Here is an 18,219-nt window from a genome sequence, read left to right as displayed (position 1 = left end):
CTACCACCGAGATGTCGTGTAAACACGACCGGTTCGTCCCGTTACGAAACGATAGAGGGCTAATCTGCGCATTACGCTAATTAGCCGAACTAAGGTGGTACCGCGTCCCCAACACAAAGACGTCCTTTCATACAGGACAGCTTTGTGTTTTTTTGCGGACAAAGACTTCTCTCGCAATCATTGAACAGGAGGAATGGACATGTCAAACACGCAACAGAATGATTTTTCAAAGTGGTACATTGATACGATCCAAAAAGCGGATTTGATGGATTACACACCGGTACGCGGATGTATCGCGTTCAAACCGGATGGCTTTGAAATTTGGGAGCACATCCAGGATGAAATGAACCGCAGATTCAAGGAGACAGGGCACCGCAACGCCTATTTCCCGATGCTGATACCTGAATCTTTCTTCCAAAAAGAAAAAGATCATATCGAAGGGTTTGCGCCTGAGCTGCCTTGGGTTACAGAAGCTGCAGGGGAACCGCTTGAAGAAAGACTTGCACTGCGACCAACTTCAGAAACAATGATCGGTCACTTATACTCCGATTGGATTAAGAGCTACCGCGATCTTCCTGTGCTCATTAACCAATGGGCAAACGTGTTCCGTTGGGAAAAGAAAACTTTGCCATTCATCCGTACGTCTGAATTCCTCTGGCAAGAAGGTCATACTGCACATTCTAATGAGGAAGAAGCGCGCCATGAAACGATGCAGATGTTGAACATTTATAAAGAAGTCGTTGAAGAACTGCTAGCCATTCCGGTATACGATGGGCAAAAGACACCTTCAGAGCGTTTCGCAGGAGCGGTCGATACGTTTTCAATCGAGGCGATGATGAAAGACGGAAAAGCGGTACAAGCAGGGACGTCCCACTATCTTGGCACAAAATTCGCAGAAGCATTCGATATTAAATATCTGACTAAAGAAAATAAGCATGAATTCGTTCATACGACTTCTTGGGGGACGTCCACTCGTCTGATCGGGTCTGTCATTATGGTTCACGGTGATGAGCAAGGTCTTGTATTGCCGCCACGCGTCGCGCCGACTCAAGTTGTCTTAATACCAGTTGGTCCTTGGAAAAAGAACCCTGCGATTATGGAGAAGCTTGATGAAGTCTATGCGGAGTTGAAAGCGAAAGGAATCCGCGTACGTCTGGATGATTCCGATCAGTCCCCAGGATATAAATTCAACGAGTGGGAACTGAAGGGTGTACCGGTACGCATTGAACTCGGACCGCGTGATTTGGAGAATTCACACGCTATGTTGAAATTACGCGATGAAGAAGGCAAAGAAGCATACGCATTGGAAGGTTTGGTTGCGGAAATTGAAAACCAATTGACAGCGATGCAAAGCCGCTTGTTGGAAAAAGCGCGTGCGTTCCGAGACGAGAACTCTCATACGAACATTGAAACGTTGGGTGAGCTCACTACGCATATTGCAACGTCCCAAGAAAACAATGAAATTCCGGGCTGGATCCTTGCAGGATGGTGTGGAGACGATGCGTGTGAAGAACACGTGAAACAAGAAACAAAATTCACAACACGTAACATTCCATTCAACCCTCCAGTTGAAAAACATACATGCATCAACTGTGGAAAAGACGCAAAGCATACAGTCTGGTTTGCACGCGCTTATTAACATGATGAAACCCCGCCAAAGTCGTTTAAAACTTTGGCGGGGTTTTTTAATGAGGAACTATGTTGAACCCGAGATTACAAACTACGGGATGCCATCAGTTCATGAGTGGCAAGTTTTGAAACTATTAGATGGTTCAGAAAAAAGGGGTTGACCAAAGAATTAGTTGAATAAACTTTTGAACTAGATAATTGTGTGTTAAAAAAACATAAAAATAGTAATAAATACTCTATTCTGACCGATAACTAGATTGGGAGGGATTACTATGAAAATGAGAATCCGGACAAAACTAATACTGATTTCAGCAATTTTACTTGTCATTCCAAGTCTGGTCATTGGGTTAAGTGGGTATACGTTAGCCAAGAACAGTTTGAATGATATCGGTGCGCAAGGATTGAAAAATGATGTGAATCTCGCAATCGATTTACTCGAATCCTTACAGGAACAAGTGGATAAAGGTGCGCTATCACTTAAAGAAGCGCAAGAGATAGCGAAAGACAAACTGATTGGTCCTCTTCAAGAGGACGGAACCCGAACAATCCAATCTGAAGTGGATATGGGGCAGCATGGATATTTCTTTGTCCTTGGAGATGATGGAGTGGCTCTTGCCCACCCAGTCAAAGAGGGGGAAGATTTAAGTGGCTCGAAGACAAAAGAGGGCATGATGACTACAATGGAAACCATTAAAACCGCGCAAAACGGTGGAGGTTTCCTAACATTCGATTTCGCGGTTCCTGGAACGGAGACGGTCGCACCTAAAATCGTCTATACACAAGTATTCCAACAATGGGGATGGAATGTTGTTGCGGGATCCTATTTGATGGATTTCAACAGTGAGTCCAAGGGATTGTTGATGGTTCTGGCTGTGGTACTAGGGATTTCCTTACTTATAGGCGCTATCGTCATCATTTTGTTTTCAGGACATCTATCGAAACCGCTTATCCGGATTACAGATCACGTAGCCCGAGTGGCGGACGGTGATCTGTCAGGAGACGTGGTGCAAACTCGAAATCGGGATGAGATCGGCGAACTAGCCTTATATACGAATCGGATGTCACAGAATTTAAAGGAAATGATCGAGCAGGTTTCAAGTGCATCCATGCAAGTAGCAGCCACTTCCGAGGAGCTGTCTGCGAGTAGTGAAGAGACGAGTAAGTCGGTGGAACATGTATCTGAATCGATTCAGGAACTTGCAGGCGGAATCGATGGACAGTTGGAACAAACCGAGATAGTGAACAAAGCTGCCATGCACCTATCAAGTGATATGCATCACGTGGAAGGAGAGATGGAGCGGGCGAAAAATACGGTTTACGAGACGGTGAATTTAGCTGAAGAAGGATCCGGATCTGTGACGCGCGTTGAGAATCATATGGAAACCATCCAATCTGAAACCGATTCGGCTTTCAAATATGTAAACGAGCTCGGCAGCAAGTCTGCAGAAATCGGTAAAATTGCAGGACTGATTACGAATGTTGCGGAACAGACGAATCTATTAGCATTGAATGCCGCTATCGAAGCAGCACGTGCGGGAGAGAATGGCAGAGGATTCGCTGTCGTGGCGGATGAAGTACGAAAACTGGCTGAACAGTCTTCAAATGCCGCAACCCAAGTAGGGACCCTAATAGGAGCAATCCAACAAGATATCGGTCATTCCGTTTCAGCAATCGGCCGTGGAAATGAAGCGGTGGAGATGGGAGCGAAACTGGTGGAAGAGACGGGCGCGATTTTCACTAAAATTTCTCAGGCGATACAAGGGATTTCCGAACAAATTCAAGAGGTGACTACAGGTACTGCAAAAAATCGTGGCGAATCCGAACGTATGGCGTCAATTATCGAGCAAACTGCAACGATTGCAATGCAGTCCGCTAACCACGTGGAGAATATTTCAGCATCTGCACAACAACAAACAGCTTCAATGGAAGAAATTGCAGCAGCTTCTGAAACACTGTCTCAAATGGCAGAAGGCCTCCAAGAATCCATTCGCAGATTCAATATATAACAGAAACGTAATTTAAAAGCTATCTGATGAAGCCCTGAATTAGGACTTGAACAGACAGCTTTTGTTTTTTCATTTTGGAGTGCCGTAAAAGTGACACCATGCCTCGTGGATACCGCCTGCAAAATGACGTTCAGCTCTATACAGATTGTGGCGGTCAGGAATATTCTTCAACTCATCGTGAGCATTGCCAACGATGACAGAAGGCCATTCCGAGTCCAGCATATCGATGTCATTTCCGGAATCGCCTGCAACTAAAATCTTGACGGAAGGATGGAAGAATTTTCGAATCACGTAGTCGAGTGCATTCCCTTTACCCGCGCCTTCAGGAAGAACATCCACATCCTGATTCGAGCTGAAGATGAATTGATGGGCGATATTGTGCTCTTTGAGAGAGTGCTTGAATTGGCGAACGGTTTCCGGATTTTGTTTCACGGTAAAAGAAACCCTGCAATCATCGGGCAATTCTTGGGGTGTTAAGTCAGGGAAACGAGAAGCCAACTCTTTCACCCGTTCCGGGTCCCATCTTGCTTCCATTAAACTACGCCAAGAGGCATCTTCCTCCCACTCAGGCATATGCCAAATCTTTGTTCCTACATCTGAAATAACCAGGTCGGGGGCAGGCAGACGCTCCTCCGAAATGAGTTGCTGAACAGAGCTTGCATGGCGTCCTGTGACGTAGACCAGCGCTATATCTTCATGTGAAGACTGGAGTAACTCGGTGAGGCTTTTCAAATCTTGCTTATGCCCCACTAATGTATTGTCTAAATCAGTTGCTAACATATGGCTCTTGTACTGTACGACTGACTCCTTCATATAATTTATCCACCTTTTTCGCAATTACTTTCCAGTTGAAATTCTGCTGGGCAAATTTCGCAGCTTTTTTACCGAGTTGTGCAGCAATATCAGGTCTTTTTGTAAAAAGGCCCATGGCTGAGGCGAGTTCACTTGTGCTGTTCGGTTTTACTTGAAGGCCAGTTTCCTTATTGATCACAATATCGCCAAGTCCTCCTACATTCGAAGCAATGACAGGGCTTCCGCATGCTTGAGCTTCTGCCGCTACCATTCCGAAAGATTCATAATAGGAAGGCACGATGACCGCTAAACTGCTTCTGAAGTGTGCTGCAAGGCGCTCAGGGGGAAGACAGCCTAGAAAATCGACATGATCCTCAATCCCTTTTACGGCTGCTCGGAGTTCGTCTGAAACTGCACATTTCGTTTGCGGATCCACTTGGTCAGGCTCGCCGCCTATGATCCGTAAACGGATTGGCACTTCAAGAAGGCCAGAACCGGACAGAAGTTTAAAAGCACGAAGCAACGTATAAATCCCTTTTGTTTTTTCGAGTCTTCCTGCAAACGTGAAAGTGAGGGGCGAGTGTATGGAATGAGGTTCAGGAGTAAAGACTGGACTTACGCCAATAGGTAGTACGCGAATTGGAGAAGGGTGTTTCACAGTGGCTTTGATAAGGGCTTTTTCGTCCAGCGTAGTGGCGATGACTGCATCTGCTTTAGAAAGGATCATCCGCTCCGCTTTGAGCCTTTGCGGTTGTTTTATACCGGTAGCCCGTTGTTTTGCGATAGCTAGGGAATGGGATGTATGGACCCACGGAATTTTAACTTCTTTACTCAATTCCGATCCGAGTAACCCGGAAAGCCAATAATGTGTATGCATGATGTCATAATCCGAAAGGTTTTGAAGCACCTTCATCTCATTGAGAAAGGCGGGCAGGAGATGGAGCATCTCTGTTTTATCGACAAATTTCTTCTTCCCTGCTGCGACACGGATGACGCGGCACCTATTTCCAAACGTTTCGTATTGAGGTGATTCGGCATTGGACCAGTGAGTGAAAACGTCTACAGAATGACCGCGAGCATCTAATGCAAGAGCAAGTTGCTTCACATAATTATTCTGCCCCCTGCTTGGCTTGTCCCGAGTGGCGCTAAGGGATGACCATGATCTGAAATGAAACAAATATTCTTTCCCATATAAGCACTCCTCTGATATTTATGATTTCATCTTATATTTGTAAAATATTAATTGTTTACGTGATAAGTTTTTACCCCGGATCATGAAACTATAAACATTGGTTTAAAAGTATTTGTAAGGTTCTCGTGATTTATGTAACTAACAATGGAGTTATAATAAAATATATTAGAATGCTAAAAGATTTATATAAGCAAGAGTGTACGGAGTTTTTCACGAAGTTAAGATCAGTGAGCAGATTATTAAACGTTAAAGAACAAAAATGGTATCCTTAATTCGAGATAAAAAAGTTTAACAAGAAGGAGCAATTCAAGATGACAATACGAGTAAAAGCAATTATCGGAAGTACAAGTTCGACTTCTTACAATAAAAGATTGGTGAACTTCATGAAGAAGCGGTACGCCGATCGTTTGGATATTACGTTAGTTTCCATCAATGACGTAGAAATGTTTTCAGTAGACATTGAAAGTGAACCGCCCGTAAATGCCCGTACATTCAAAGAAGATGTGAAGGATTCGGATGCAGTACTGTTCGCAGTTCCTGAATACAACTTCTCCATCCCAGGCGCTATGAAAAATGCGCTGGACTGGTTATCACGCGGAGGCGAAGCGACGTTGCGTGATAAGCCTGCGTTCATCGTCGGCTCATCAATGGGAGTTTTCGGAAGCGTGCGTGCTCAAATCCATTTGCGTGAAATTTTGTCCAATCCGGGTCTTTCACCACTCATTTTGCCGAACAATGAAGTGTACATCGGTTCCGTTCATGAGAAATTGAACGAACAAGACGAGTTAACAGACGCATCGACAGTAGCCTTCTTGGACTCTGTAGTCGACAACTTCGTCGATTTTTACGAGCGCATGACTGAAATGCATGCATCGAAAAAAGCATAATAAAAACAAGCATTCTGTGTACGTGCAGAATGCTTGTTTTCGTTAAGGCAGGATTGCGAAAGAGCGCACGGGGAATCCGGATGCTTTTTCAGGTTTTGGGACAATATTAAAGATGACCGCCCCTTTTGCAGGGAGTTTGTCTAAGTTTGTTAAGAGTTCGATTTGATACGTATTTTGTTCGAGCACGTAATATTCACCATGGAGCGCACCGTTTTTTCTGAAGTCTGCAGCGGAATCGGTATCAAAAGTTTCATGGCCGATGGCTTTTATGCCGCGTTCTTCGAAAAGGAATTGCAAGGCATCCAATCCCCAGCCTGGTATCCTGTTGTTCCCGTCTGCATCTTGATTGCAGAACTTTTCCGGATCGGGCCATCGCTTGCTCCAGTCAGTTCGAAGTGCGACGAATGATCCCGATTCGATTGTTCCATGTTCCTTCTCGAATTCCAACAGGTCGTCTTTCGAGCACGTGAAGTCGTGATCTGTTTCTGCGTTTTTGGATTTGTCGACAACAATGAGTGGCAGGACAAGCTCTTTCAACTCCAGTTCTTCTAAATAGCGAGTGTTCCTGACGAAGTGAATGGGGGCATCGATATGTGTCCCGTATTGTCCGGCAAAGCTGAATTGCTGAGCAAAGAAACCGTCGTCATGATTGAACAGTGTTTTAAACTCAGCATCTTCAAACATGAAAAAGTGCGGAGAATCCGGTCCGAACGTATGGGTGAGGTCCACCCATTCTTTTGTTTTCAACGTGGTGAGTGCAGCTAGCAAATCCGTTTGTGTTTGTGTTGTCATCTCAATCCCACCTTTACTTTTACCCCGAAAATCGGCTATTTATATACAAAAAGAAGACCCTCCTATGATTCATAGAGGGCCTTCTGTGCATATTGCATGAAGTCAGCTCTCATCTTGCGAGATGCGCATGCACCTCCTGGAATTAGCACCTCGGCCAGTTGGCTGGTTGCTGAGACTTCGCAGGGCCAGTCCCTCCGTCTCTCTTGATAAGAATTGTTTATTGAATTATTTGAAAAGTGATTGTTCTGATAATATCATGTTCTCTAGATGAATGCAATAGGAGATAGATGATTTCTTTCTGTGAGGAATTTGATATACTTGTCTATAGTTTGGAAATTCTTCAGAAGGCATCACAAATGGTTTAGATTAACGTTTGGGAAAAAGGGTAAGTGAAGTTGTAAGCAGTCTACATAACCTACTTGGAAGAGGCGAATTAGTGTGAGCTCAAATTATACAGATGATAGCTTTGCATTACATACAGATTTATACCAAATCAATATGATGGAAACGTACTGGTCGGAAGGGATCCATAACAAGAAAGCGATTTTCGAGCTGTATTTCAGGAAATTGCCTTTTGGAAACGGGTATGCAATCTTTGCAGGTCTTGAACGTGTGCTGGATTATTTACGGAATCTGAAATTCACGGATACTGACATCGCTTATTTAAAAGATGAGTTGCATTACAAAGAAGACTTTCTCGATTATCTGAAAGATGTCCGATTTACAGGAGACCTCTATTCGATGAAAGAAGGGGAAACGGTATTTGGTAACGAACCGATCATACGAGTAGAAACTACATTGGCTGAGGCACAGCTTATTGAGACAGCGCTCTTGAATATCGTCAACTACCAAACGCTGATTGCTACGAAAGCGAGTCGCATCAAGCAAGTCGTGAAAGACGAAATGGTGATGGAATTCGGCAGCAGACGTGCGCATGAAATGGATGCGGCTGTCTGGGGAGCACGGGCTGCAGTGATTGGCGGTGTGGAAGCGACCAGTAACGTCCGGGCTGGAAAACTGTTCGGCATACAGGCGAGCGGTACCCATGCCCATTCCCTTGTACAAGCTTATAAGAGTGAATACAAAGCGTTTCACTCCTATGCAAAACGCCATCGTGACTGTGTCTTCCTTGTAGATACGTATAACACATTGAAAATCGGTGTCCCGACGGCCATTAAAGTGGCGAAGGAACTAGGAGACAAGATTAACTTCATAGGCATTCGCCTAGACAGTGGGGATATCGCATTTCTGTCAAAGGAAGCACGCCGTATGTTGGACGAAGCAGGATTCGAGGATGCGAAAATCGTTGTATCCAATGATTTGGATGAATACACGATCCTTAACTTGAAAGCTCAAGGTGCTCAAGTGGATGTGTGGGGAATCGGGACGAAACTCATTACCGCTTATGACCAGCCAGCACTTGGTGCCGTCTACAAACTCGTTGCAATCGAAGGTGAAAATGGTGAAATGGTGGACACGATCAAGATTTCATCCAACGCTGAGAAAGTGACCACGCCTGGACGTAAGAAGCTCTACCGGATTATCGATAAAGAAAATGGTAAAGCTGAAGGGGACTACATCACGATGTATGATGAAGATCCGAACGCTGAAAAACGGATCAAAATGTTTCATCCCGTACACACCTTCATCTCTAAGTTTGTAACGAATTTTGAAGCGAGAGACCTCCATGTAAAAGTCATCGATAATGGACAAATCGTTTATGAGTTGCCGCCAACCATTGAAATCCAACAGTATGCAAAAGATAATTTGAACCTGTTATGGGACGAATACAAACGTTCCCTCAATCCCGAAGAGTATCCTGTCGATTTGAGCCAGAAGTGCTGGGATAATAAGATGAGAAATATCGAAGAAGTCCAGGAAATGGTGAGTGACTTCATACACGAATAGGAGGAATCCATAATGAATGCATTACAACAGCAAATCATTCAGGAATTGCACGTGCAGCCGGAGATCGATCCTCAGAAAGAGATCCGGGTATCGGTGGATTTCCTGAAAGAGTATTTGAAGAAGAATACGTTTCTAGAAGGTTATGTACTAGGGATTTCCGGTGGCCAAGATTCAACGTTAGCTGGAAAACTTGCGCAGATGGCAGTGGATGAGTTGAATAAGGAACTTGAAACGGATCGCTATAAGTTTGTCGCAATCCGACTGCCCTATGGTACACAGTTTGACGAAGATGATTGTCAAGATGCCTTGCGTTTCATTGGTCCGACTAGTACGTATACCGTAAATATTAAAGAGGCAGTAGATGCCAGCCTTCGGGCACTTGACGCGGCAGGGATTTCCTTGTCAGATTTTGAAAAGGGCAATGAGAAAGCTAGGGAACGGATGAAAGTCCAGTTTTCAATGGCGGCGTTCCATCATTGTGTGGTAATCGGAACGGATCATGCAGCAGAAGCAATCACCGGATTCTATACGAAATTCGGCGATGGAGCAGCAGACGTCACCCCGTTATCCCGTTTGAACAAACGGCAAGGGAAGGAAATGCTTCGTTTCCTCGGTTGCCCAGAGCATTTATACAACAAAGTTCCGACCGCGGATCTGGAGGAAGACAAACCTGCCTTGCCTGATGAAATCGCCCTCGGTGTAACCTATCCGCAAATCGATGATTACTTGGAAGGAAAACCGGTACCTGATGATGCACGCCAAACAATCGAAGGACACTACCTTCGTTCCGCGCATAAGCGGCATCTTCCAGTTACTGTGTTTGATGATTTTTGGAAATGATTGTGTAAATCCTCTTAAACCTCTCTTACCTTAGAGAGGTTTTTCTATTGCTGTTTAATTCTGTTTGTTTTGTGAATTAGTTTGTCCAACTGTACAAATTCCGGTATGATGGAAAGAACTGTAGAATCATCCAGCAAACGAGCAAGGGGGAAAGAGGATGTCACATAAAGAGAACATCGATGCCATTTTGACGAGCATTGAGCAAACAATTGTGGGGAAACGTGATATTAGTGAACTTAGTCTTACAGCACTTTTAGCGGGAGGACATGTCCTTCTTGAAGATGTGCCCGGTGTCGGGAAAACGGTGATGGTAAAATCATTGGCTGCTGCCATAGGTGCTGACTTCAAAAGAATCCAGTTCACGCCTGACTTATTACCTTCCGACGTGCTCGGTGTATCGATTTACAACCCGAAACAGATGGAGTTTGAATTCAGACCTGGTCCAATTGTAGGCAATATCATTTTGGCTGATGAAATCAATCGAACTTCCCCTAAAACGCAAAGTGCACTTTTGGAGGGGATGGAAGAAGCATCCATCACGATAGATGGAAAAACGCTGCAGCTTCCGAAACCGTTCTTTGTCATGGCTACTCAAAATCCAATTGAATATGAAGGGACTTATCCATTACCAGAAGCACAAATGGACCGCTTTCTATTTAAATTGAAAATGGGGTACCCGACGAGGAATGAGGAAATTGAAGTGCTTTCACGTTCGGAATCACAACTTCCACCTGAACTGACGGCTCCTGCTATTACGCTGGAGGACTTACGTGAACTTCAAGTCGTTGTGACAACTATCATTGTGGATGCAACGGTTAAATCGTATATAGTTGACTGCGCGAACGCTACACGTGACCATGCGTCCGTTTATCTGGGGGTGAGTCCACGCGGATCACTCGGCCTCATGAAAGCATGCCAAGCATTTGCACTCATAAAAGGGCGGAATTATGTAACGCCGGACGATGTACAATATTTACTTCCATATGTATTTAGTCACCGGATCATTTTGCACCCGGACGCGGAGTATAGCGGCCATACCATTGAGAACGTGCTCGTCGATGTCTTGGAGAAAGTTCGTGTCCCTGTTTTAAGGACGAACTCTGTATGACACGAGAGCGTGCAACACTCGTCATTCAAACGTTATTTGTTTTACTCGTTATAGGTGGAGCATATTCGTTTGCGATGTTTCAAGGGGGCATGGGAAGTTGGACGATTTTTTACTTCATCGTGCCATTTTCTTTGTATGCGCTCTCAATTGTGTTATATCCGTTAAAACGGATGACAGTGTCACGTGTCATTCAACGTCCATTACTTGGAATTGGTGAAACGACTACGGTGACAATTCGTGTAGAACGTACGAATCGATTTCCATTGTTATATCTTGCGGTCAGAGATCTGTATTGTGAGGGGGCTGCCTCCGTCACACACCAAGAAACTTCAAAGTTGTTCATCATCGGATTTCAAAAGGAAGTTCTCCTGCAGTACGAATTGAAAGGGCGACAAAGAGGGGAGCATCATTTTTCAGATGTGCAACTGGAAATAGCGGATTTTTTAGGATGGATAAAAAAACGCGAGACGATTGCAGCAGAGGGAGAATCATCGCTCCTCATCTTTCCTGAGACAAAATCCATACAATACGTTCCAATCGGTTCTTACCATGACAAAGGGACTGCAAGGTCACCATTTTCTTTGATAAAAGAAACGACGGTAGCAACGAGCGTCAGAGACTATCAGCAAGGAGATCGGATGTCATGGATCCACTGGAAGTCATTTGCACGGACACAGAACTTGATGACGAAAGAATTCGAGAACAAACGGGGCGAGCATGTCACGTTATTGCTGGACGCGAAATCCTCGGAAACGTTTGAAGAACAAATACGATTTGCTGCATCCATTTTAAAAGAAGCTGCTGTGCGGAAAGCGGATTTGACGTTTTTAACGACAGACGCAGATAATGACGCGATTGGCACAATTGCAGGGGAGGGGCAGCTACGAAAGGCGCTGACACAACTAGCCCGCTTGCAGCCATTGGAAGAAGCGCGGGCAAAGCAACCGAATTATACAGTTGCGCTGCAAGGGGCGGGGGCTATTGTAATCATTTCAGGAAATCCGGATGCTTTGTTCTTGAGAGCTGTTCTTAGTGCATCACGCGCCCAGCCAGTATTTTGTTTTGTGGTGAGAAGCGGAACGGAGCCGATCCCCGATTATGTGGAGCGGAACGTGAGAACGGCAAAATCGTTAGGTGTGACCGTTCAAATGCTGTCAGATGAACAGTTCGAACGCTCGTTTCAGGAGGTGGCTAAAGCGTGAAAGATGTCCGGATCGATAAGTGGCTCATGATTCTGCTGTATACACTTGCCTTCTTCATGGCGATCGAGTGGCTCAAGCCGGTTGCGGAATTGACAGACACAGGCCACATTAGCCACTTTTATGGATTTATTGCATTATGTCTGCTATTTGGTTTACTGCGTGTTCCGGGCTGGATCGGCATCCCGATTAAGGCAGTCTACATAACTTTCTCGCTTCAATATGTCTTTCATGGAAACGAATGGCTAACTGGGGAAGCATTGAAAATCACCTTGTCAGATATCGGTAAAAGTCTCTCGCTCATAGCGACCGGCGAGTGGATGGAGATTTCCTATCCGTTCCGCACAGCGTTATTTTTCATATTACTTTGGATGCTTGCTTATTTGATCCGCTATTGGATCGAATATCGCAAGTCCATCCTATTGTTTTTCGGAATGACGGTGATTTTCCTCTCAGTGGTGGATACCTTCACAACGTACAATGCCTCTTTTGCGATTTTACGCGTAATGGTGATCGGGCTATTATTGCTAGGTTTACTTTTCCCACTTCGGTTATCTGCGAAAAACAATACTAAGCTGGCAATCAGAAATTATTTTAAAGCAATTGCCCCTTTAGGCGGGCTGTTACTGCTCATTGCGGTTATTGCTATTCTTGTTCCTGTTAAAGAGCCGGCGTGGCCGGATCCTGTTCCATTTATCCGCTCTGCAGCGGGGTTAGGTGACAGCGGAAACGGTCGAGGTGTTTCGAAGGTAGGATACGATCCGGATGACACGCAATTAGGCGGTCCGTTTCAACAAGATGACTCTGTTGTATTTGAAGCATATGTGGATTCTCGTCAATATTGGAGGATGGAGACGAAGAATACGTATACATCCAAAGGGTGGATTCAGGAGGCAACAGAGCCATATCCGGAGATTCAAGGGAGTTTTTCAGGTCTGATTGGCGGACAAGTGGTGATTCCGCCTAGGCAGCGTGCAGATGTGGAGATGTATGAACCGCTGCCGATCTTGCCATATCCATATGGATTTGAAGAACTGCAGACTACTGAAGGATTTCTCTATGAGCAGGAAGTGGATTCCGGGAAGCTGACAGTGAATTCTGGTGAACCGATAACGATGAATTACCGAACGGAATTCGTTCCGCCGGAATACAGCTTGAAAGAACTCCGTGCAACGGATATGGAGTCGCTGGATTCTATAAAACTTGAAATGGATGAGTTTTTGAGCTTGCCGGAAGAAGTCCCTGCCAGGGTCAAAGAACTCGCTCAAGAATTGACGGCAGATGCACCGAGTGTTTACCAGAAAGCACAAGCCATTGAAAGGTATTTCGGAAGAAGCGGCTTCGTTTACTCGAGAGACAAATTTGCAGTTCCGAAAGAAGATGAAGATTATGTCGATCAATTCCTGTTTGAAACGAAACGTGGCTATTGTGATAACTTCAGTTCCTCCATGGTCGTCATGCTCCGGTCTGTAGGGATCCCGGCTAGATGGGTGAAAGGGTTTGCCCCTGGCCAGTTGAATCGTGATGACAATCAGGAAAAATACTACACGGTCACAAATAACCAGGCACACTCATGGGTAGAAGCGTATATGCCTGGTATCGGCTGGCTGCCGTTCGAACCGACGATCGGCTTTAATGGGATCTCCAATATCAACTTCGATATTGAAGTTGCGGAAGATGATGTGAAAGAAGAGGAATTAATCAAACGTCCGGAAAACAAGAAGGAGCAGGAGCAAGAAAAGCAAGCCGCTAAACGTAAAAATACAGAGGACTCCTGGTTGCTGCAGATTATTCCGGAGTGGTTGCGTTCATGGGTGGCAGTTAGCATAGTTGCTGGAGTATCGATTGTTGCGATTGCAGGCGGATTATATATGACCCGGAAAAAGTGGCTGCCTCGCCTAGCTGTACGCAGCAGTCGCAATAAGTCTCAAGGGTGGGAAACATTTGCTATACAATATGAACAATTACTAAAACATTTGAATCGCGTTGGAATAAGGAAACCACTAGGCACAACGTTAATGACCTATGCAAAAGAAGTGGATAGAATGCGCGGGGATGAAAAAATGAGTACGCTGACTGCTGCATATGAAAAGGGCTTATACGGTCAAAAGGAAACTAGTCAGGATTGGACGGAATTACGTAAAATATGGGAAGATTTAATCATTGAGACAACTGGTTGATTTTTGAACGGAATGGAAGTAGAATAATGCCAGGAATAAAAATACTTGAATGCTCTCATATAGGTCCGATAATATGGTTCGGATGTTTCTACCAGGTCACCGCAAACGACCTGTCTATGATAGCGACGGCAGCTACGGGAAAACCGTAGTCTGTTTTCGTTATTTCATAGATATCGATAGAAACAGAAGACGCGCAGAAAGAGTTTACTTTCTAACGCGTCTTTCTCTATTTAAAGGGTATACTTGAAATAAAAATAAGAAGAGGTGGATTTCATGTCAGCAGCTCCATTATTGTCTGAACAAGAGAAGATCGTAGTTTTGGATTTAGGCAGCAAATACAACCAACTAATTACACGCGTAATACGGGACCTAGGCGTCTACAGTGAGCTTTATCCGCACACTGTAACAGCAGAAGAAATCCGTAATATGCATGCAGCTGGAATTGTCTTGTCTGGTGGAGATACGAAAATGGACGCGGGCATCGATCCTGAAATCTTTACATTAGGAATTCCGGTTCTCGGTCTCGGCTCAGGACTGGAAGTCATCTCAGAACATTTTGGTGGAAAAACAGCATCTATGGAAGTACATGGTGCAGCGTCTACACTGACTGCTGAAGGGACTTCTGAATTATTTGCAGGAATCAGCGGATCATTTGCAGCACACATTGGCGGTACTGAAAAAATCGTAGAACTTCCAGAAGGCTTTACAGCAACTGCGAAAGACGAGCATGGACATATTACAGCAATCGAAAATGCAGACAAAGGAATATTCGGCGTTCAGTTCCATCCTGAAATGGATAGCACGGAAAACGGACAAGAAATCCTTCGTACATTTCTTCGTTCAATTTGCAAGCCGACTGGCGAATGGTCAATGGAGCGCTTCATTGAAGTGGAAATGGAAAAGATCCGTGAGCAAGTGGGGGATCGTAAAGTTCTATGTGCGTTGAGCGGCGGAGTCGACTCTTCAGTAGTTGCAACACTTATCCACCGTGCCATTGGCGATCAGTTGACTTGTATTTTTGTAGACCACGGTTTGTTGCGTAAAGGTGAAGTCGAAAGTGTTGTCGATACATTCAGCACGAAGTTCAATATGAATTTCATCAAAGTGGATGCAGCGAAGCGTTTCTTGGACAAGCTTGCGGGAGTTACAGAACCTGAGCAAAAACGTAAGATCATCGGTAACGAATTCATCCGTGTATTTGATGAAGAAGCAGCGAAGCTGAAAGGTATCGATTTCCTTGCGCAAGGTACGATCTACGCAGATATCATTGAAAGTGGTACAGCAACTGCTGAAGTCATCAAGTCTCACCATAACGTTGGCGGCTTGCCGGAAGACATGGACTTTGAATTGATCGAGCCATTGAAGGCGTTGTTCAAAGACGAAGTTCGTAATGTAGGTAAAGAACTTGGACTGCCTGAAGATATCTACAACCGCCAGCCATTCCCAGGACCGGGTCTAGGAGTACGTGTACTTGGTGAAGTGACGGAAGAGAAGTTGAACATCGTCCGTGACGCGGATTACATCCTTCGTGAAGAAATCGCTTTAGCTGGACTTGACCGCTCGATCTGGCAGTACTTCGCAGTTCTTCCAGGTATCAAGAGTGTCGGTGTGAGAGACGGAAAACGTTCGTATGATCACGCAATCGGACTTCGTGCTGTTCACTCTTCTGATGGTATGAGTGCTGATTGGGCTCGTATCCCTTGGGATGTTCTAGAGAAAATCAGTTCACGTATCACAGCGGAAGTCGATCACGTCAACCGTGTAGTTTATGACATTACTGCAAAACCACCTGGAACAATCGAGTGGGAATAAAACTGAATAACTGATAGTCGTATATCCTTGGGAATAAGGCCCGAAAGTTTCTACCAGAGCACCGTAAATGCTTTGACTACGATGAATGGAACGCTTCTTGTATAAGATCCACAGGAAGGGTCCCCATTTTGAAGAGTTTGAAAGAGCATGCGACGGTAGATGTCGCATGCTCTTTTTAAATCAAAACAGATGAGGACGGTTGATGATGAAAAAGTATTTTGAGTTTGACAAGTTAGGAACGAATTACCGTAGGGAAATCATTGGAGGAATCACTACATTCCTCGCAATGGCGTACATATTGGCCGTGAATCCTCTTGTCTTATCTCTTGACGGTGTACCTGATATACCAGATGCAATGCGAATGAACAAAGGCGCAGTATTTGTGGCTACGGCTTTAGCTGCAGCTGTCGGTTCATTATTTATGGGACTCATCGCTCGATATCCAATCGGATTAGCACCAGGCATGGGATTAAATGCATTCTTTGCATTCTCGGTCGTTCTTGGTTATGGAATCCCTTGGCAAACCGCTTTAACAGGTGTGTTATTCTCAGGACTTATCTTTATTGTTCTTTCATTAACTGGACTACGTGAATTGATTATTAATGCGATTCCGGCGCAACTGAAATATGCAGTCGGTGCAGGTATTGGTTTGTTCATAACATTCTTAGGGTTTCAAAATGCAAATATCATTGTAGGTGACCCAAATACGCTAGTTACGCTAGGAGATCTATCGCAAGGTCCGGTATTACTTGCTATTTTTGGATTAGTGATTACGGTGATCATGATGGTTAGGGGAATTAAGGGAGCCATTTTCTATGGAATGATCTTAACTACCGTGGCGGGAATGTTGACCAATCTTATTGAGGTACCGGATAAGATTGTTTCCAGTGTTCCGAGTGTCGCTCCAACTTTTGGTGCAGCGTTTGAAACGATTTTTAATAACCCGAGCGAATTGTTTACAACACAGTTTCTTGTCATCATCATTACATTCCTGTTCGTAGATTTCTTTGATACTGCAGGAACACTCGTTGCAGTCGCAACCCAAGCAGGTTTAATGAAGGAAGGGAAGTTGCCGCGTGCCGGAAGAGCATTGTTGGCGGATTCCATGGCAACAGTAACTGGTGCAATTTTCGGTACATCCACAACTACTTCTTACGTTGAATCCACAGCGGGAGTTGCAGCTGGGGCGAAAACCGGATTTGCTTCTGTTATAACTGGTCTTCTATTTTTACTAGCTTTATTCTTCTCACCTTTATTATTCGTCATTACACCCGAAGTGACAGCACCGGCATTAATTATTGTTGGTGTGCTTATGGTTTCTAACCTAGGGAGTATCGAATGGACACGTTTTGAAATGGCGGTCCCGGCATTCTTTACTGTTATTGCAATGCCGCTGACGTATAGTATCGCAACAGGTATAGCGATCGGATTCATCTTCTATCCAATTACAATGTTACTTAGCGGAAGAAAGAAGGAAATCCATCCTATCATGTACGCACTGATGGTTCTCTTCATATTGTATTTCGTTTTCGTCAAATAACTTAACTCTTACAGCTGTTGACTTTCCATTAGAGGAAGTCGACAGCTGTTTTTCTTGTTGGGTTTCAGATTAAGCCATCTATAATCGTACATGAACTGTGGAAGATAAGAATTTATTAAATGATGTTTAAACCATGGTTTTTCGGGTAAAGTAAGGATTAGTAATTAAATTGACGAAAAGTGTTGACTTATGTTGATGCGCTTGGTATAGTAATAAAGCAGTCGGGAGCGAGACTTACAACTAACGCTTCAGACAACATGAACCTTGAAAACTGAACAGCAAAATGTCAACGAAATATCGTTTGGGAAACCGGTTCTGCCGGCGGAACAAACAC

The 18,219-nt window shown here is 44.5% G+C and carries 13 protein-coding genes and 3 riboswitches; of the genes, 10 read left to right on the top strand and 3 right to left on the bottom strand.

The annotated features are described in order from the left end of the window. Positions 1-199 precede the first annotated feature (199 nt). On the top strand, positions 200-1,639 hold the full coding sequence (gene proS / locus H9659_RS07035) for a proline--tRNA ligase (protein ID WP_191689233.1): 1,440 nt from the start codon (positions 200-202) through the stop codon (positions 1,637-1,639). Positions 1,640-1,901: 262 nt separating this feature from the next. Further along, positions 1,902-3,635, top strand: coding sequence for a methyl-accepting chemotaxis protein (locus H9659_RS07030; RefSeq protein WP_191689232.1), 1,734 nt, complete (start codon positions 1,902-1,904; stop codon positions 3,633-3,635). A 69-nt stretch (positions 3,636-3,704) separates the two neighbouring features. Here the strand turns inward: H9659_RS07030 and H9659_RS07025 are convergent, their stop codons facing one another. Both H9659_RS07025 and H9659_RS07020 read right to left on the bottom strand, forming a co-directional pair. After that, the gene (locus tag H9659_RS07025; protein WP_191689231.1) at positions 3,705-4,448 is read right to left on the bottom strand and encodes an HAD-IIB family hydrolase; all 744 of its coding nucleotides are present in this window, start codon (positions 4,446-4,448) and stop codon (positions 3,705-3,707) included. After that, on the bottom strand, positions 4,402-5,532 hold the full coding sequence (locus H9659_RS07020; protein WP_318240703.1) for a glycosyltransferase: 1,131 nt from the start codon (positions 5,530-5,532) through the stop codon (positions 4,402-4,404). The genes H9659_RS07025 and H9659_RS07020 overlap by 47 nt, the downstream gene beginning before the upstream one ends. A gap of 398 nt (positions 5,533-5,930) precedes the next feature. Here H9659_RS07020 and H9659_RS07015 point away from each other — a divergent pair, with 398 nt between their 5' ends. Beyond that, complete coding sequence (locus tag H9659_RS07015; RefSeq protein ID WP_191689229.1) at positions 5,931-6,506, top strand: NADPH-dependent FMN reductase; 576 nt, start codon at positions 5,931-5,933, stop codon at positions 6,504-6,506. A 42-nt stretch (positions 6,507-6,548) separates the two neighbouring features. Here H9659_RS07015 and H9659_RS07010 read toward each other — a convergent pair whose 3' ends face one another. After that, positions 6,549-7,298: a cyclase family protein gene (locus tag H9659_RS07010; protein ID WP_191689228.1), complete on the bottom strand. Its 750-nt coding sequence runs from the start codon at positions 7,296-7,298 to the stop codon at positions 6,549-6,551. Positions 7,299-7,404: 106 nt separating this feature from the next. After that, a riboswitch (SAM riboswitch) is annotated at positions 7,405-7,511 on the bottom strand. A gap of 225 nt (positions 7,512-7,736) precedes the next feature. On the opposite strand from H9659_RS07010, the gene H9659_RS07005 reads away from it, so the two are divergent. The 7 genes from H9659_RS07005 to H9659_RS06975 all read left to right on the top strand — a co-directional run bounded on the left by H9659_RS07005 (position 7,737) and on the right by H9659_RS06975 (position 17,885). After that, entirely contained in the window at positions 7,737-9,206 is a 1,470-nt protein-coding gene (locus tag H9659_RS07005; protein ID WP_191689227.1) for a nicotinate phosphoribosyltransferase, read from the top strand. A gap of 12 nt (positions 9,207-9,218) precedes the next feature. Continuing rightward, positions 9,219-10,046 (top strand): ammonia-dependent NAD(+) synthetase, encoded by an 828-nt coding sequence (gene nadE, locus H9659_RS07000; RefSeq protein ID WP_191689226.1) that lies wholly within the window; start codon positions 9,219-9,221, stop codon positions 10,044-10,046. Positions 10,047-10,203: 157 nt separating this feature from the next. Further along, a complete protein-coding gene (locus H9659_RS06995; RefSeq protein WP_191689225.1) occupies positions 10,204-11,154 on the top strand; it encodes an AAA family ATPase in 951 nt (316 codons plus the stop codon). Beyond that, positions 11,151-12,356, top strand: coding sequence for a DUF58 domain-containing protein (locus H9659_RS06990; protein WP_191689224.1), 1,206 nt, complete (start codon positions 11,151-11,153; stop codon positions 12,354-12,356). The genes H9659_RS06995 and H9659_RS06990 overlap by 4 nt, the downstream gene beginning before the upstream one ends. After that, positions 12,353-14,533 carry a transglutaminase TgpA family protein gene (locus tag H9659_RS06985; protein WP_191689223.1) on the top strand — a complete coding sequence of 727 codons (2,181 nt, stop codon included), beginning with the start codon at positions 12,353-12,355 and terminating at the stop codon, positions 14,531-14,533. Before H9659_RS06990 ends, H9659_RS06985 begins: the two co-directional genes overlap by 4 nt. Before the next feature lie 35 nt (positions 14,534-14,568). Then, a riboswitch (purine riboswitch) is annotated at positions 14,569-14,670 on the top strand. A gap of 136 nt (positions 14,671-14,806) precedes the next feature. Then, the gene (guaA, locus tag H9659_RS06980; RefSeq protein ID WP_191689222.1) at positions 14,807-16,345 is read left to right on the top strand and encodes a glutamine-hydrolyzing GMP synthase; all 1,539 of its coding nucleotides are present in this window, start codon (positions 14,807-14,809) and stop codon (positions 16,343-16,345) included. Beyond that, positions 16,343-16,444: riboswitch (purine riboswitch) on the top strand. It overlaps the preceding gene by 3 nt. A gap of 106 nt (positions 16,445-16,550) precedes the next feature. Next, on the top strand, positions 16,551-17,885 hold the full coding sequence (locus H9659_RS06975) for an NCS2 family permease (RefSeq protein ID WP_191689405.1): 1,335 nt from the start codon (positions 16,551-16,553) through the stop codon (positions 17,883-17,885). Positions 17,886-18,219 lie beyond the last annotated feature (334 nt).

Origin of the sequence: Sporosarcina gallistercoris (assembly GCF_014836415.1) — a bacterium.
Classification (GTDB): Bacteria; Bacillota; Bacilli; order Bacillales_A; family Planococcaceae; genus Sporosarcina; species Sporosarcina gallistercoris.
This window is presented reverse-complemented; position numbering and strand designations above follow the sequence as displayed.

What these genes read in the sequence shown, in the direction of transcription:
- H9659_RS07015 (WP_191689229.1), top strand. Translation starts at nt 5,931, where the DNA reads ATGACAATACGAGTAAAAGCAATTATCGGAAGTACAAGTTCGACTTCT.
- H9659_RS07010 (WP_191689228.1), bottom strand. Translation starts at nt 7,298, where the DNA reads ATGACAACACAAACACAAACGGATTTGCTAGCTGCACTCACCACGTTG.
- H9659_RS07025 (WP_191689231.1), bottom strand. Translation starts at nt 4,448, where the DNA reads ATGAAGGAGTCAGTCGTACAGTACAAGAGCCATATGTTAGCAACTGAT.
- H9659_RS07030 (WP_191689232.1), top strand. Translation starts at nt 1,902, where the DNA reads ATGAAAATGAGAATCCGGACAAAACTAATACTGATTTCAGCAATTTTA.
- proS (WP_191689233.1), top strand. Translation starts at nt 200, where the DNA reads ATGTCAAACACGCAACAGAATGATTTTTCAAAGTGGTACATTGATACG.
- guaA (WP_191689222.1), top strand. Translation starts at nt 14,807, where the DNA reads ATGTCAGCAGCTCCATTATTGTCTGAACAAGAGAAGATCGTAGTTTTG.
- H9659_RS06995 (WP_191689225.1), top strand. Translation starts at nt 10,204, where the DNA reads ATGTCACATAAAGAGAACATCGATGCCATTTTGACGAGCATTGAGCAA.
- nadE (WP_191689226.1), top strand. Translation starts at nt 9,219, where the DNA reads ATGAATGCATTACAACAGCAAATCATTCAGGAATTGCACGTGCAGCCG.
- H9659_RS06975 (WP_191689405.1), top strand. Translation starts at nt 16,551, where the DNA reads ATGAAAAAGTATTTTGAGTTTGACAAGTTAGGAACGAATTACCGTAGG.
- H9659_RS06990 (WP_191689224.1), top strand. Translation starts at nt 11,151, where the DNA reads ATGACACGAGAGCGTGCAACACTCGTCATTCAAACGTTATTTGTTTTA.